The sequence below is a fragment of the Duganella callida genome (genome assembly GCF_004614165.1).
GTDB lineage: Bacteria > Pseudomonadota > Gammaproteobacteria > Burkholderiales > Burkholderiaceae_D > Rugamonas > Rugamonas callida.
The window spans coordinates 1-14,746 of the sequence record NZ_SPVG01000033.1; the positions used below are offsets into that span (position 1 = coordinate 1).

The 14,746-nt window shown below is 62.6% G+C and carries 16 protein-coding genes and 1 tRNA gene; 16 read left to right on the top strand and 1 reads right to left on the bottom strand.

Annotated elements, in window-relative coordinates:
• The first annotated feature begins 83 nt into the window (after positions 1 to 83).
• From E4L98_RS03490 to E4L98_RS03540, 11 genes are all read left to right on the top strand, one after another.
• Positions 84 to 160: transfer RNA gene (locus tag E4L98_RS03490), tRNA-Val, on the top strand.
• A 175-nt stretch (positions 161 to 335) separates the two neighbouring features.
• Positions 336 to 2,243 (top strand): threonine--tRNA ligase, encoded by a 1,908-nt coding sequence (gene thrS, locus E4L98_RS03495; RefSeq protein ID WP_135200185.1) that lies wholly within the window; start codon positions 336 to 338, stop codon positions 2,241 to 2,243.
• A 36-nt stretch (positions 2,244 to 2,279) separates the two neighbouring features.
• Entirely contained in the window at positions 2,280 to 2,801 is a 522-nt protein-coding gene (gene infC, locus E4L98_RS03500) for a translation initiation factor IF-3 (RefSeq protein WP_135200186.1), read from the top strand.
• Positions 2,802 to 2,998: 197 nt separating this feature from the next.
• Positions 2,999 to 3,196 (top strand): 50S ribosomal protein L35, encoded by a 198-nt coding sequence (gene rpmI, locus E4L98_RS03505; RefSeq protein ID WP_056156036.1) that lies wholly within the window; start codon positions 2,999 to 3,001, stop codon positions 3,194 to 3,196.
• Positions 3,197 to 3,221: 25 nt separating this feature from the next.
• Positions 3,222 to 3,581 (top strand): 50S ribosomal protein L20, encoded by a 360-nt coding sequence (gene rplT / locus E4L98_RS03510; protein WP_135200187.1) that lies wholly within the window; start codon positions 3,222 to 3,224, stop codon positions 3,579 to 3,581.
• A 78-nt stretch (positions 3,582 to 3,659) separates the two neighbouring features.
• Complete coding sequence (pheS, locus tag E4L98_RS03515; RefSeq protein WP_135200188.1) at positions 3,660 to 4,679, top strand: phenylalanine--tRNA ligase subunit alpha; 1,020 nt, start codon at positions 3,660 to 3,662, stop codon at positions 4,677 to 4,679.
• 33 nt (positions 4,680 to 4,712) lie between these two features.
• Complete coding sequence (pheT, locus tag E4L98_RS03520) at positions 4,713 to 7,139, top strand: phenylalanine--tRNA ligase subunit beta (RefSeq protein ID WP_135200189.1); 2,427 nt, start codon at positions 4,713 to 4,715, stop codon at positions 7,137 to 7,139.
• A 160-nt stretch (positions 7,140 to 7,299) separates the two neighbouring features.
• Positions 7,300 to 7,647 carry an integration host factor subunit alpha gene (locus E4L98_RS03525; protein WP_019919772.1) on the top strand — a complete coding sequence of 116 codons (348 nt, stop codon included), beginning with the start codon at positions 7,300 to 7,302 and terminating at the stop codon, positions 7,645 to 7,647.
• Between the two features lie 16 nt (positions 7,648 to 7,663).
• Entirely contained in the window at positions 7,664 to 8,071 is a 408-nt protein-coding gene (locus E4L98_RS03530) for a MerR family transcriptional regulator (RefSeq protein ID WP_135200190.1), read from the top strand.
• 148 nt (positions 8,072 to 8,219) lie between these two features.
• Positions 8,220 to 8,852, top strand: coding sequence for a response regulator (locus E4L98_RS03535; RefSeq protein ID WP_135200191.1), 633 nt, complete (start codon positions 8,220 to 8,222; stop codon positions 8,850 to 8,852).
• Positions 8,853 to 8,960: 108 nt separating this feature from the next.
• Complete coding sequence (locus E4L98_RS03540) at positions 8,961 to 10,523, top strand: CHASE3 domain-containing protein (protein ID WP_135200192.1); 1,563 nt, start codon at positions 8,961 to 8,963, stop codon at positions 10,521 to 10,523.
• On the opposite strand, the gene E4L98_RS03545 is transcribed toward E4L98_RS03540, so the two are convergent.
• Positions 10,420 to 11,223, bottom strand: a complete 804-nt coding sequence (locus E4L98_RS03545; protein ID WP_135200193.1) for a Crp/Fnr family transcriptional regulator — start codon at positions 11,221 to 11,223, stop codon at positions 10,420 to 10,422. The two genes, E4L98_RS03540 and E4L98_RS03545, sit on opposite strands and share 104 nt — an antisense overlap.
• 193 nt (positions 11,224 to 11,416) lie before the next feature.
• Here E4L98_RS03545 and E4L98_RS03550 point away from each other — a divergent pair, with 193 nt between their 5' ends.
• The 5 genes from E4L98_RS03550 (at position 11,417) to E4L98_RS03570 (ending at position 14,745) form a co-directional block, all read left to right on the top strand.
• Positions 11,417 to 12,085, top strand: a complete 669-nt coding sequence (locus E4L98_RS03550) for a response regulator transcription factor (RefSeq protein WP_135200194.1) — start codon at positions 11,417 to 11,419, stop codon at positions 12,083 to 12,085.
• Positions 12,082 to 13,185 (top strand): sensor histidine kinase, encoded by a 1,104-nt coding sequence (locus E4L98_RS03555; protein ID WP_135200195.1) that lies wholly within the window; start codon positions 12,082 to 12,084, stop codon positions 13,183 to 13,185. Before E4L98_RS03550 ends, E4L98_RS03555 begins: the two co-directional genes overlap by 4 nt.
• A 95-nt stretch (positions 13,186 to 13,280) precedes the next feature.
• Entirely contained in the window at positions 13,281 to 13,706 is a 426-nt protein-coding gene (locus tag E4L98_RS03560; protein ID WP_135200196.1) for a type IV pilin protein, read from the top strand.
• Positions 13,694 to 14,332 (top strand): prepilin-type N-terminal cleavage/methylation domain-containing protein, encoded by a 639-nt coding sequence (locus E4L98_RS03565; RefSeq protein WP_135200197.1) that lies wholly within the window; start codon positions 13,694 to 13,696, stop codon positions 14,330 to 14,332. The genes E4L98_RS03560 and E4L98_RS03565 overlap by 13 nt, the downstream gene beginning before the upstream one ends.
• Positions 14,329 to 14,745, top strand: coding sequence for a type IV pilus modification PilV family protein (locus E4L98_RS03570; RefSeq protein WP_135200198.1), 417 nt, complete (start codon positions 14,329 to 14,331; stop codon positions 14,743 to 14,745). Before E4L98_RS03565 ends, E4L98_RS03570 begins: the two co-directional genes overlap by 4 nt.
• Position 14,746: the final 1 nt, after the last annotated feature.

Below are 14,746 nucleotides of genomic sequence, written 5' to 3' on the forward strand. Positions count from 1 at the left end.
ATACTTGGTCGACATCCAAGGGGTCGGGGATTCGAATTCCTCACCGCCCACCAGATTTCGCAGTAAAATTTAAGCAGTACCACGGGCGGTTAGTTCAGCTGGTTAGAATACTTGGTCGACATCCAAGGGGTCGGGGATTCGAATTCCTCACCGCCCACCAGAACATGTAAGAGCGAGAAAGGCAATCACGGTTATGACACCGCGAACTACTACCAAGCTTTGGGAGTGACGCTAGTCAACGGGATTCTTTTGCTTGTCAAAAAGAGAAAACGCGGCTAGCCCGCGTTTTTTTTTCGTCCGCATTTTTTAATATCCTTAGATCACCGGAGATCACAATGATTTCAGTTCGCCTTCCTGATGGTTCCGCCCGCGAATTCGACGGCCCGGTCACCGTGGCCCAAGTGGCGTCCAGCATCGCGACCAGCCTGGGCAAGGCCGCGCTGGCCGGCAAAGTCGACGGCAAAGTGGTCGATACCTCCTACCTGATCGACAAGAACGTCGACCTGGCCATCGTCACCGACAAGGACCCGGAAGGCCTGGACGTGATTCGCCACTCGACCGCGCACTTGCTGGCCTACGCCGTCAAGGAATTGTTCCCGGACGCGCAAGTGACCATCGGTCCGGTGATCGACAACGGCTTCTATTACGACTTCTCCTACAAGCGCCCGTTCACCCCGGACGACCTGGTGGCGATCGAAAAGAAAATGGCCGAGCTGGCCAAAAAGGACGAGCCGGTCACCCGCAAGGTGCTGCCGCGCGACGAGGCGGTCAGCTATTTCAAGTCGATCGGCGAAAACTACAAGGCCGAGATCATCGCCTCGATTCCGGCCAATGAAGACGTATCGCTGTACAGCGAAGGCAACTTCACCGACCTGTGCCGCGGCCCGCACGTGCCATCGACCGGCAAGCTGAAGGTGTTCAAGCTGATGAAGCTGGCTGGCGCCTACTGGCGCGGCGACAGCAAGAACGAGATGCTGCAGCGTGTCTACGGCACCGCCTGGGCGAAAAAAGAAGATCAAGAGCAATACCTGTTCCAGCTGGAAGAGGCGGAAAAGCGCGACCACCGCAAGCTGGGCAAGCAGCTGGACTTCTTCCACTTCCAGGATGAGGCGCCGGGCCTGGTGTTCTGGCACCCGAAGGGCTGGACCATCTGGCAACAGGTGGAGCAGTACATGCGCAACAAGTACCAGGTCAACGGCTACCAGGAAGTCAAGGCGCCGCAGATTCTGGATGCCAGCCTGTGGGGCAAGACCGGCCACTGGGACAACTACCGCGAAAACATGTTCGTCACCGAGTCGGAAAACCGCTCGTACGCGCTGAAGCCGATGAACTGCCCGGGTCACGTGCAGATCTTCAACAGCAACATGCGTTCCTACCGCGACCTGCCGCTGCGCTACGGCGAGTTCGGCCAGTGCCACCGCAACGAGCCGTCGGGCGCGCTGCACGGCATCATGCGCGTGCGCGGCTTCACCCAGGATGACGGCCACATCTTCTGCACCCACGAGCAGATCCAGCCGGAGGTGGTGGCCTTCCACACCCAGGCGATGGAAGTGTATTCGGACTTCCACTTCCACAATATCGAAGTGAAACTGGCGCTGCGTCCGGACAACCGCATCGGTTCCGACACCATCTGGGACGAGGCGGAAGAGGCGCTGCGCGCCGGTCTGCGCGCCTGCGGCGTGACCTGGACCGAGCTGCCGGGCGAGGGCGCGTTCTATGGTCCGAAGATCGAGTACCACCTGAAGGATTCGCTGGGCCGCCCATGGCAGGTCGGCACCATGCAGGTCGACTTCTTCATGCCGGAGCGCCTGGGCGCCGAGTACGTGGCGGCCGACAACAGCCGCCAGGTGCCGGTCATGCTGCACCGGGCGATCGTCGGTTCGATGGAGCGCTTCATCGGCATCCTGATCGAAAACTACGCGGGCGCGCTGCCGGTCTGGCTGTCGCCGGTGCAGGTGTCGGTGCTGAATATCTCCGATGCGCAGGGGGAATACGTCGCCCAAGTGGCTGAAAAGCTGCGTCGCGCCGGCTTCCGCGTGCAGACCGATTTGCGCAACGAGAAAATAACCTATAAAATACGTGAACATTCCGTCCAAAAACTGCCGTACATCTTGGTTGTAGGTGACAAGGAACGGGATGCCAACACCGTGGCTGTGCGGGCGCGGGGCAATGTCGATCTGGGCGTCATGTCCGTCGAAGCCCTGATTGAGCGACTCCAGCAGGATGTCGCCACCAAAGCCTGATCGCAGCTTTCTACCGGACTTTAAAAAGGAAATACCATAGCTACTGAAAAGTCGCATCGCATCAATGGCGAAATCACTGCCCCGCAAATGCGTTTAACCGGGGTCGATAACGAACCACTCGGTATCGTGAGTTTGGCCGAAGCCTTCCGCCTGGCGGAAGAGGCAGACGTTGATCTGGTCGAGATCGCGCCTAACGCGGTTCCGCCGGTTTGCCGTCTGATGGACTACGGCAAGTTCAAGTATTCGGAGCAGAAGAAGGCTCACGAAGCGAAATTGAAGCAGAAAGTCATCTCCGTGAAGGAAGTCAAATTCCGTCCGGGCACCGATGACGGCGACTACAATATCAAGCTGCGTAACCTGATCAAGTTCCTGGAAGACGGCGACAAGACCAAGATCACGCTGCGTTTCCGCGGCCGCGAGATGGCGCACCAGGATATCGGCTTCCGCATGCTGGAGCGCCTGAAGGCCGACCTGGAGCCGCATGGCCAGGTCGAGCAGTTCCCGAAGATGGAAGGCCGCCAGATGATCATGGTGCTGGCGCCGAAGAAAAAGAAGTAATCTTGCCATAAATGGCAGGCAAAAAAAGGGCACGGGTAGTGCCCTTTTTCATTTTCTGGGCTATAATTGTCGGCTGTAGTAAATGTAGTGGACTCGCATCCGCTGCACAAACAAGTGAGAGCAGGCATCTAAGCGTGACACTGGGTCGCCACCTGTAATCCTGTTTAATAGGAGCTGTCCGAGAGGGCAGAATATCTATGCCAAAAATGAAAACCAAGAGCTCCGCGAAAAAGCGTTTTCGCGTGCGTCCAGGTGGTACCGTTAAATCGGGTATGGCTTTCAAACGCCACATCCTGACCAAGAAGACGACCAAGAACAAGCGTCAACTGCGCGGCACCCGTAACATCGATGCGACCGACGTCCAGCGCGTCTACGCAATGATGCCATCCGCTTAATCTCACACTCAATTAAGGAGCTACTATGCCTCGAGTAAAACGTGGGGTTACTGCGCGTGCCCGTCATAAAAAAGTACTGAACCTGGCCAAGGGTTACCGCGGCCGTCGCAGCAAGGTATACCGTATTGCCAAGCAAGCAGTGATGCGCGCTGGCCAGTACGCCTACCGCGACCGTCGTAACAAGAAGCGCGTCTTCCGTCGTCTGTGGATCGCTCGTATCAACGCCGCTTCGCGTGAGCACGGCGTGACCTACAGCGCCTTCATGAACGGCCTGAAGAAAGCTTCGATCGAACTGGACCGTAAGGTTCTGGCCGATATGGCTGTGATGGACAAGCCTGCTTTCGCAGCGATTGTCAACATCGTTAAAGCGAAGATCGCTGCTTAATCAAGCATCGGTTGTGCAAGAGAACGGGGCAAGGGTCACACCTGTGCCCCGTTTTTGATTCAAGGACAAGAAAAACGCATGGACTCCCTGGAACAACTCGTCGCCTCCGCAGTGCAGGATTTCGACGCGGCCAAAGATGACGCCGCCGCACTGGAAAACGCCAAAGCCAAATACCTGGGCAAGACCGGCCAGATTACCGAATTGATGAAGGGCCTGGGCAAGCTCGACCCGGACGCCAAGAAGGCCCAGGGCGCGCTGATCAACGCCGCCAAGCAGCAGATCGAAGCCGCGCTGACCGCGCGCCGTGATGCGCTGGCCGAAGCCCAGCTGCAAGCCCGTTTGAACGCCGAGGCCATCGATGTCTCGCTGCCTGGCCGCGGTCGCGCCGGCGGCGGCATCCACCCGGTGATGCGCACCTGGGAGCGCGTGGAAGAGATCTTCCGCTCGATCGGCTTCGACGTCGCCGACGGCCCGGAAATCGAGACCGACTGGACCAACTTTACCGCGCTGAACAGCCCGGAAAACCATCCTGCGCGTTCCATGCAGGACACCTTCTATATCGAGGGCAACGACAGCCAGGGCAAGCCGCTGCTGCTGCGCACCCACACCTCGCCGATGCAGGTGCGTTACGCGCGCAGCCATACGCCGCCGATCAAGGTGATCGCGCCCGGCCGCACCTACCGCGTCGACAGCGACGCCACCCATTCGCCGATGTTCCACCAGGTCGAGGGCTTGTGGATCGCCGAGAACATCAGCTTCGCCGACCTGAAGGGCGTGTACCTGAACTTCGTCAAGGCCTTCTTCGAGACCGACGACCTGCAGGTGCGTTTCCGTCCGTCCTACTTCCCGTTCACCGAGCCGTCGGCCGAGATCGATATCGCCTTCGGTTCCGGTCCGCTGAAAGGCCGTTGGCTGGAGGTGTCGGGTTCGGGCCAGGTGCATCCCAACGTGGTGCGCAACTTCGGCCTGGATCCGGAAAAATTCATCGGCTTCGCGTTCGGCTCCGGCCTCGAGCGCCTGACCATGCTGCGCTACGGGATCAACGACCTGCGCCTGTTCTACGAAGGCGATCTGCGTTTCCTCAAGCAGTTCAATTAATTCGGTCCCGATCACAAGAAAGCTGAAACGAATATGCAATTCTCCGAAAACTGGCTCCGTACCATGGTCGATCCGAAGATGACTTCGGATGAACTGGCCCATCTGCTGACGATGTCCGGCCTGGAAGTGGAAGAAGTGGAACCTGTCGCGCCGCCGTTCTCCAACGTGGTGGTCGGCCACGTGCGCGAAATGATGAAGCACCCCAACGCCGACCGCCTGAACGTCTGCCAGGTGGACGTCGGCACCGGTACCCTGCTGAACATCGTCTGCGGCGCGCCGAACGTGCGGCCGGGCCTGAAAGTGGTGTGCGCCATGGCCGGCGCCGTGCTGCCGCCGGGCGCCGACGGCAAGCCGTTCCACATCAAGGTCGGCCAGCTGCGCGGCGTCGAGTCGCAGGGCATGCTGTGCTCGGCCAAGGAACTGAAATTGTCGGAAGAGGGCGGCGGCCTGCTGGAACTGCCGGACGACGCGCCGATCGGCAAGAACTTCCGCGATTACTACGCGCTGAACGACCTGAAGTTCACCATCAAGCTGACCCCCAACAAGGCCGACTGCCTGTCGGTGCTGGGCGTGGCGCGCGAAGTGTCGGCACTGACCGGCGTGCCGCTGCAGGCGCCGACCTTCCGCCAGATCGCCGTCAACAGCGATGAAAAACTGCCGGTGAAAATCTCGGCGCCGGACCTGTGCGGCCGCTTCTCGGGCCGCGTGATCCGCAACTTGAATGCAAAGGCCGCCACCCCGGACTGGATGAAGCAGCGCCTGGAGCGCAGCGGCCAGCGTTCGGTGTCGGCGCTGGTGGACATCTCCAACTACGTGATGCTGGAGCTGGGCCGTCCGACCCACGTGTTCGACCTGGACAAGATCCATGGCGGCCTGGACGTGCGCTGGGGCCGCCAGGGCGAATCGCTGAAATTGCTGAACGGCAACACCGTCGCGGTCGACGAATGGGTGGGCGTGATCGCCGACGAGCAGGAAATCGAATCGCTGGCCGGCATCATGGGCGGCGACGCCACCGCCGTCTCGCTGGAGACCACCTCGATCTACCTGGAAGCCGCATTCTGGTGGCCGAACGCCATCCAGGGCCGCGCCCGCAAGTACAACTTCTCGACCGACGCGGCGCACCGCTTCGAGCGCGGCGTCGACTACGCCACCACCGTCGAGCACATCGAGCGCATCACCTCGCTGCTGATCGAAATCTGCGGCACCGCCACCACCAAGGTCGGGCCGGTTGACGACCAGAGCGTTAATCTGCCGCGGCGCGAGCCGGTCAGGATGCGCACCGCGCGCGCGCAGAAGGTGATCGGCGTGGCGCTGGACGATCAAGTCATCGCCGACATCTTCACCCGCCTGGCGCTGCCGTTCACGCTGGAAGACGGCGTGTTCAGCGTGACCTCGCCGTCCTACCGCTTCGACATCGAGATCGAGGAAGATCTGATCGAGGAAGTGGCGCGCGTCTACGGTTTCGAGAACATCCCGACCCTGCCGCCGGTGGCCGCCAGCACCATGATCATCGCGCCGGAAAATACCCGTTCGCTGTTCGCGGTGCGTCACCAGCTGGCCGATCTCGGCTACCAGGAAGTGGTCAACATGAGCTTCGTGGAAGCGGCCTGGGAAGCCGACTTCGCCGGCAACGCCGATCCGATCAAGCTGCAGAACCCGATCGCCAGCCAGCTGAGCGTGATGCGTTCGACCCTGGTCGGCAGCCTGGTGGCCAATGTGCGCTACAACCTGAACCGCAAGACCAACCGCGTGCGCGTGTTCGAAATCGGCGCCACTTATCACCGCGACGCCGGCGTGGCCGACGGCGCGCTGACCGTGGCCGGCTATCACCAGCCGAAACGCGTGGCCGCCATCGCCTACGGCAGCGTGGCGGACGAGCAGTGGGGCCAGGACACCCGCGCCGTCGATTTCTTCGACGTCAAGGCCGACCTGGAACAGCTGTTCGCGCCGTTGCAACTGCGCTTCGTCAAGGCGGAACATCCGGCGCTGCACCCCGGCCGCTCGGCACACGTGCTGCTGGACGGCCAGGTCATCGGCTTCATCGGCGAGCTGCATCCGCGCTGGCTGCAGAAATACGAGTTGCCGCACGCGCCTGTCGTATTCGAGGTGGATGCAATTGCTTTGCAGCAACGACCTGTGCCAAAATATGAGGAAATCTCCAAGTTCCCCGGCGCGACCCGCGACTTGGCCGTGGTCGTCAAGCAGACCGTGGCGGCACAGGATGTGCTCGATGCATTTAAAGTCGCCGTGCAAGCAATTCCGCAGGGTAACATTGTGCAAGCCATTGTTTTGTTTGATGAATATCGAGGAAAAGGACTGGAAGGTGACGAAAAATCGCTTGCTTTCCGCTTTAGCTTGCAAGATACTCAAAACACGCTGCAGGACGATGTGGTGGAGGCCGTGATGGCTGCCGCCGGCGATGCGGCCAAGCAAAAACACGGCGCACGTCTGCGCGCTTGAGGCACCGTTCCCGCCACGGCCGGGACGGTTTGTGTATGATAGTGAGTCCGGCTTGGCCGGACTTGTTCGTTTTTATATAAGGCAGGGCAGGAAAATTAATAACAACGACGTTGATTCCGCCGTACTCCAATCCGCATTGGCTGCCGATTTGCACCGGGCCATGCAGGTTGCCAAAGTACGCCAGGATGCGGAAAAAGATTTGCCGACGCTGACCAAGGCGGAACTGGCCGAACTGTTGTTTGAGCAGGTGGGCCTGAACAAGCGCGAAGCCAAGGACATGGTGGAAACCTTCTTTGACGAGATCCGCAACGCGCTCGAGCGCGGCGAGGCCGTCAAGCTGTCCGGTTTCGGCAACTTCCAGCTGCGCGACAAGCCGCAGCGGCCTGGCCGCAACCCCAAGACCGGCGAGGAAATTCCGATCACGGCGCGCCGCGTCGTGACCTTCCACGCCAGCCAAAAGCTCAAGGGCATGGTCGAAGAGAGCAACCCGATGGCGCGCGCCGCCTGACCGGGGGTAAGCCGAGATGAACGACAGGCTGGTCAAGTCGGAAGTCGTGGTGTTGCCGCCGATCCCGGCCAAGCGCTATTTCACGATCGGCGAGGTGAGCGAGCTGTGCGGCGTCAAGCCGCACGTGTTGCGTTATTGGGAACAAGAATTTACCCAGTTGAAGCCAGTCAAGCGGCGCGGCAACCGCCGCTATTATCAGCACCATGAGGTGCTGTTGATACGCCGTATCCGCGAACTGCTGTATGAACAGGGCTTTACCATCAGCGGCGCACGCAATAAACTGGATAGCCGCGCGATGGCGGGCGGCGCGCCGGGGCTGGACGATGTCAACGAAGTCGCGCCGGCAGACGTTGCTCCACCACTGGACCGGGAATTCATCCGCAGCGAATTGCTTGCCATTATAGATCTGCTTAAGCTGAGCTGAAGAGGGGCGCCGCGCCGCGCGCACTGCTGGCGCAAAGCGCGAATGGTGAAGTGATTGCTGCTATACTTTCAACATTATTCTATTAATCAGCGTAGCTGAGCACGGTGGCGGATAGTCCGGCCTGGACCGGACACGACGAGAGGAAACAATGATACGCGTTGCCATTTGTGACGATCATCAAATTGTAAGAGCAGGCTTTAAACAGATTTTTTCTTCCTCGGATGACTTCGAGGTGGTGGCGGAAGCCGGTACCGGCCGCGAGGCGCTCGATATCGCCCGCCGTGAAATTTGCGATGTGCTGCTGCTCGATATCGCCATGCCCGATCAGAGCGGTATCGATACCCTGCGCACCATCCGCCAGGGGCAGCCCGATTTGCCGGTGCTGATCCTGTCCGGCTACCCGGCGCAGCAGTACGCCCTGAATCTGTTCAAGATGGGCGCCAACGGTTACCTGAACAAGGAATGCGACGCCGATGAGCTGATCACCGCCGTGCGCACCGTGTACCAGGGCCGCCGCTACGTCAGCTCGACGGTGGGCGAGCTGCTGGCGCAAAGCTTCGACCGCGACCCGAACACGGCGCCGCACACCGAACTGTCGGACCGCGAGTTCCAGGTGTTCCTGCGGCTGGCGCGCGGCGCCACCGTGTCGGACATCGGCGTGGCGTTGTCGCTGAGCATCAAGACCGTGTCGACCTACCGCACCCGCATCATGGAAAAAATGGGTATGCAGTCGAATTCCGACTTGACCTATTACGCCATGAAAAACAATCTTCTCGATTGACAACAAGTGCGCACACTTCAAGCGTGCGCGCTGACGTTTTGTTTCCTGACGGACTATAATTAGTCAGCTAGATGCATCCCCGTCTGGCAACTAAAGTGAAGGAAACGGATGTATTTCACCGTCGAAACAGCGCCGCATCACCGCCTGCCGCTGTACAAGACCGTTCTGTGCGTGACGTGCGCGCTGCTGTTGATCGTCAACGGTTTCAGCCTGTTCCACAATTTGCAAGCCTTGCGCGGCGCCCAGGTGCTGCTGAGCCAGACCGCGCGCGTGGCCGACCGCCTGCAGTATCTGAATGTGCTGGTGCTGGACGCGGAGAGCAGCATGCGCAGCTATTTCCTGTCCGGCCGCGACGCCTACCTGGGACCGACCCGCACCGCGCTGGCCGACAGCGAGAACGAGTTCAAGGAACTGGAAAAGCTGCTGGCCGATAATCCTTCGCAACTGAAAAACCTGAGCCAGCTGCACACGCTGGTGCGTCGCCGCCTGAGCATCATGAGCCAGGCGCTGGACGTCTACCGCGATGGCGGCCTGGCCGAGATCGTCAACATTGCCAAGCTCAGTGACGACCGCGCCAGCATGGACGAGATCCGCCTGCTGGTGGTGATCATGGAGCAGGAGCAGAATGAAACGCTGAACGCGCGCAGCGCCATGTTTTACCAGGAATACCAGAAGGCGGTCTGGCTGGGCATGAGCATCAACGCGGTGGCCATCCTGGTGCTGATCATGTTTTACCAGCTGGTGCGGCGCAGCTTTGCGCACCGCGCGGCGGTCGAGCACGCGCTGCAGAGCGCCAACGAAAACCTGGAATCGACCGTCCAGCAGCGCACCGAACAGTTGTCGGTGCTGTCGCGCCACCTGATCAGTATCAGCGAGGATGAGAAAGTGCGCCTGTCGCGCGAGCTGCACGACGAGCTGGGCGCCAACCTGACCTCGATCGGCATGGACATCGCGGCTGTAACCCAGCAGTTGCGCACCACCCATCCCGAGCTGGCCGAGCAGCTCAAGCGCGCCCGCGCGACGCTGGTGGAGACGGTGGAAATGAAGCGCCGCATCGTGGAAAACCTGCGCCCCAGTCTGCTCGACAACCTGGGCCTGTGCGCGGCCATCGAAAGTTATTGCGAAGAGTTCGCGCGCCTGTCGCAGGTGCGCTGCGACTGCACGGTGGCGCCGGAAATCGAAGCGGCATCGCGCCATTCGACCGATCTGCCGATCGCGCTGTTCCGCATCGTGCAGGAGTCGCTGACCAATATCCGCAAGTACGCCAGGGCCAGCCGGGTGACGGTGACGCTGAACCGCAATGCGGATGGGCTGATGTTGCGCATCATCGATGACGGCATCGGCATCGCGCCGGACGCCATCATCAAGCCGATGTCGCATGGTCTGCTGGGGATGCGCGAGCGCGCCTTGCTGCTGGGCGGATCGATGAACATCCGCCGCGGCCGTAACGATACCGGCACCTGCATCGAAGTGGCGATCCCGTTGCGTGAGCAGGCGCCGGTTGCCGCCGCGATGGCGCCGGCGCCGGCGCCGCTGTCGACGCTGCCGCCCGCCATCAGCGAGGTGATCAGCAGCGCGCTACATCCAGTCGCAGACGGTCAAACTCCGACTTCGCCACCTTATAGCACTCGCCCGCGTACGCCTCCAAGCCTGAGCGATCAAGCACGGTGATGTTGCCGCGACGGTAGGTGATCAGCCCCTCGTCCTGCAGCTTGCCGGCGGCGGCGGTGATGCTCTCGCGGCGCACGCCCAGCATCACGGAAATCATTTCCTGGGTCACTTTCAGCGCGTTCGACGGCGAACGGTCGAGGCGGTCGAGCAGCCAGCGGCACAGCTTTTGTTCGATTGAGCTGTGACGGCCGCCGACGGCGTTTTGCGCCATCTGCGCGAACAGCGCGGTGTTGTAGCGCATCAGCAGCGCCGGCAGCGCGCCGCCGCGGGCGAAGGCGTCGCGCAGCGCCTGGGTCTTCATGCGGTAGCCGTAGCCGGCCGCCTGCACCACTGCGCTGCACATGGCGCGTTCGCCCTCGAACAGCGAGACGCCGACCACGCCTTCATGGCCGACCACGGCGATCTCGGTGGTGGCGCCGTCTTCCATCACGTACAGCAGCGAGACGATGGCGGTGGTGGGGAAGTGCACATATTCCATCGCGTTGCCGTATTCGAACAGCTCTTTGCCGAACGGCAGCTGCACCAGTTCCAGATGCTCGAACAGGGACTCCAGCACCTCGCGCGGCAGGGCGGCCAGCAATTCGTTTTGCTGCGCGCCGCTGTAGGTGACCACCGGCCGGGACGCAAGCTCACTGATCTTGGCGCCTACCGGCAGGCGGTGGGCGGACTTGGCGGTTGCGTTGACTTGGGTGTTGTTCATGGTGTTCCTCACAAGCTAGTTACGTGTTGGTGTAACTTTATGAGGATTGTTAGATTGCGAACATAAGAACAGGGGACGCCCAAATGTAGGCATGGGGGATGCAAGCGTGTAGTCCTTGTCCTACAAGGGCTACTGTCTTTCTTGGAGGGGCAGCGGCATAATGGCATAACTCCCTATATGGTGGCGCACGATTATGCATGTACTCGTAGTGGAAGACGACGCCGTGCTGGCCGATGGCTTGTGCAGGATATTGGCCGAGAACGGCATCACGGCCGAGCCTGTCAGCAACGGCCTACAAGCGGATCAACTGCTGCAGCGCGCCGGCGTGGCGCAGGTGGTGGTGCTCGACATCGGCCTGCCGGGCATCGACGGCTTCGAGGTGGTGCGGCGCCTGCGCGCGCGCGGCAGCACGGTGCCGGTGCTGTTGCTGACGGCGCGCGACGCCATCGAGGACCGGGTGCGCGGGTTGGAGCAGGGCGCCGACGATTATCTGGTCAAGCCGTTCGCCAGCGCCGAGCTGGTGGCGCGCGTGCGGGCGCTGGCGCGGCGCAACACGCCGCCTCCGGCCGCGCTGGCGCTGGGCAATCTGGTGATGGACGTGGACGCCCGGCGCGCGCGCATCGGCGACAAGGCGATCGAACTGTCGGTGCGCGAGTGGGCGGTGCTGGAATATCTGCTGCAGCATGCGGCGCGCGTGGTCAGCAAGCAGCAGATCATCGAGGCGATCCTGCCCTGGGGCGACGATCTGACCCTGAACGCGGTGGAAGTCTACATCTCGCGCCTGCGGCTGAAGCTGGCCGACGCCGGCGTGGCGATCCGCACCATCCGTGGCTTCGGCTACATGCTGGAGCTGGCGGCATGACCAGCATCCGCCTGCGCCTGCTCAGGTGGCTGATCCCGCCGCTACTGCTGATGAACCTGGCCGCCGGCACGCTGACCTGGATGCTGGCCTGGCCGGCCGCGCAAATCGATACGCCGCATGCCGCCGCCAACGCCGCCGTGACGCCGCAGTCCGCCGCCGCGCCGGATGCCGCCGTTGCGGCATCCCCGTCCGCCGACGCCCTGCGCAAGCGCGCACAAGTGCGCGAAGCCGTGCTGCGCACGCTGATCCTGCTGGCCATCGTCTTCGCCCTGGCCTGCGTGGCGCTGATCTGGTTCTCCGTCACCAACGGCCTGCGTCCGCTGAACCGCCTGCGCGCCGAGCTGAACGCGCGCGAAGGCGACGACCTCGCCCCCATCGCGGCCGACGTCCCCTACGAACTGGAACCGGTGGTGTCCGCCTTCAACGGCCTGCTGGCCAAGGTGGGCGAGGGCGCCCAGGCGCGCCAGGATTTCCTGGCCAACGTCGCGCACCAGCTGCGCACCCCGCTCGCCGGCCTGAACACCCAGCTCGAATGGCTGGCCGCCCGCCACACCGAAGCCGACACCGCGCAATCCATCGGCCTGATGCGTTCGGCCACCGGGCGCATGATACGCCAGACCAACCAGCTGCTGGCGCTGGCGCGCGCGGAGCCCCAGCACTTCGCCAAAGCCCGGCTCGAGCCGCTCGCGCTGGATGCCCTGGTGGCCGAGGCGGTGCAAGTTTTCGTCGACCAGGCCGGCCGGAAAGCCATCGACCTCGGCTTCGACCTGCTGCCGGCCACGATCACCGGCGACCGCTTCCTGCTGCGCGACCTGATCGACAACCTGATCGACAATGCCATCCGCTACACGCCCGCCCGCGGCACGGTGACGGTCAGCTGCGCCGGCAAGGTGCTGACGGTGGAGGACAACGGCCCCGGCATCCCGCCGGCGCAGCGCGAGCAAGTCTTCAACCGCTACGTGCGGCTGGACGACAAAACCCACGGCAGCGGCCTCGGCCTGGCCATCGTGCGCGACATCGCCATCGTCCACGGCGCCAGCCTGACGATTTCCGCTCCCGCCAGCGGCCACGGCGCCGTGTTCACGGTCAAGTTTCCATAAATTTGTGCGCTTGTCAGCGGTTTGTCAGGATTTCCTCAGGGAAATGCAAGCCAGCCGCGTTACACTGTCCCCATGGATAAAACGGGGAGAGGGCCATGCAACGTCACGCACGCGGTTTCACGCTGATCGAAGTCATGATTACCGTCGCCATCGTCAGCATCCTGCTGGCCGTGGCGATCCCGGCCTACAGCGATTACGTCACCCGCGGCCGCCTGAGCGAAGCCTTTACCGCCCTGGGCGGTGCGCAACCGGCGGCCGAACAGTACTGGTCCAACAACCGCAGCTACGCCAACTTCGACGGCTCGCCCAATTTCCCCAAGGCCACGCCCAATTTCACCTACGCGCTGAGCAACGCCAGCGCCTCCACCTACACCATTACCGCCACCGGCACCAACAAGATGAGCGGCTTTGTCTACAGCATCAATGAAAGCGGCACCCATGCCACCGTGGCCACGCCGGCCGGCTGGGGCGCCAATGCCAATTGCTGGGTCGACCACAAGGGTGGCGCATGTTCCAACTGATGTTCCAGCCGAGGCGCCAGGCCGGCTTCACGCTGGTCGAGCTGATGGTGACCATCACCGTGTTCGGCATCCTGCTGGCGGTCGGCATTCCCAACGCCAGCAGCTGGCTGCTGGCCAACCGCGCGCGCGGCGCCAGCGAGTTCTATGCGGAAGGGTTCGGCATGGCGCGGCGCGAGGCGGTGTCGCACAACAGCGCCAGCCGTATCTCGCTGACGCCCAACGTCAATACCGGGCAGATGGACTGGCAGGTCGACCTCTGCTTCGTTGGCGCCGACACCCAGTGCCAGCCCGGCGACGACGGCTGGTCGACCACCGCCGCCCCGGCCGCCAACGATCCGCGGGGCGCCGATGGCTTCAAATCGGTCTACCGCGCCGCCGACGCGCTGCCGACGGTGGAAGTGCTGCAGCCGACCACCGAGCCGGCCGGCGCCTCGCAGGTGTATTACACGGCGCTGGGCTGGGTCAACACCAATTTCGACCAGCGCCTGACCCGGCTGCGCCTGGATCCGGCCGCCAAGTTCGCCGGCAGCGTGCAGCCGGCCGCGCTCAACATCACGCTGGCCGGCATGGTCGCCAAGTGCGACCCCTCGCTGCCCGCCAGCGATAACCGGGCCTGTCCGCCATGACGCCGCGCCGCCGCCAAGCGGGCATCGCGCTGCTGGAGGTGATGCTGGCCGTGATCATCCTCGGCATCGGCCTGCTGGGCACGGTCGGCCTGCAGGCGCGCGCCTACTCGGCGCTGTCGGACGCCGGCATGCGCGCCGAGGCCACGCTGGCGACCGAGAAACTGATCGGCGCCATCAACGCCGACGTCGCCAATATCGGCCAGTACAACCTGGCCGAGAACGGCACGCCGAACGCCCAGCTGGCGCCGTGGGTGAGCGAAACCAGGGCGGCGATTCCCGGCGCCGTGGTGGCGGTGCAGGTGCAGGACCAGCCGGCGCAGAACCGCTACCAGGTCGACATTTCCATCCGCTGGCAGCGCAAGGCCAATACCGAGGCCAACCGCCACCGCGTCACGGCCTACATCGCGCGCTGAT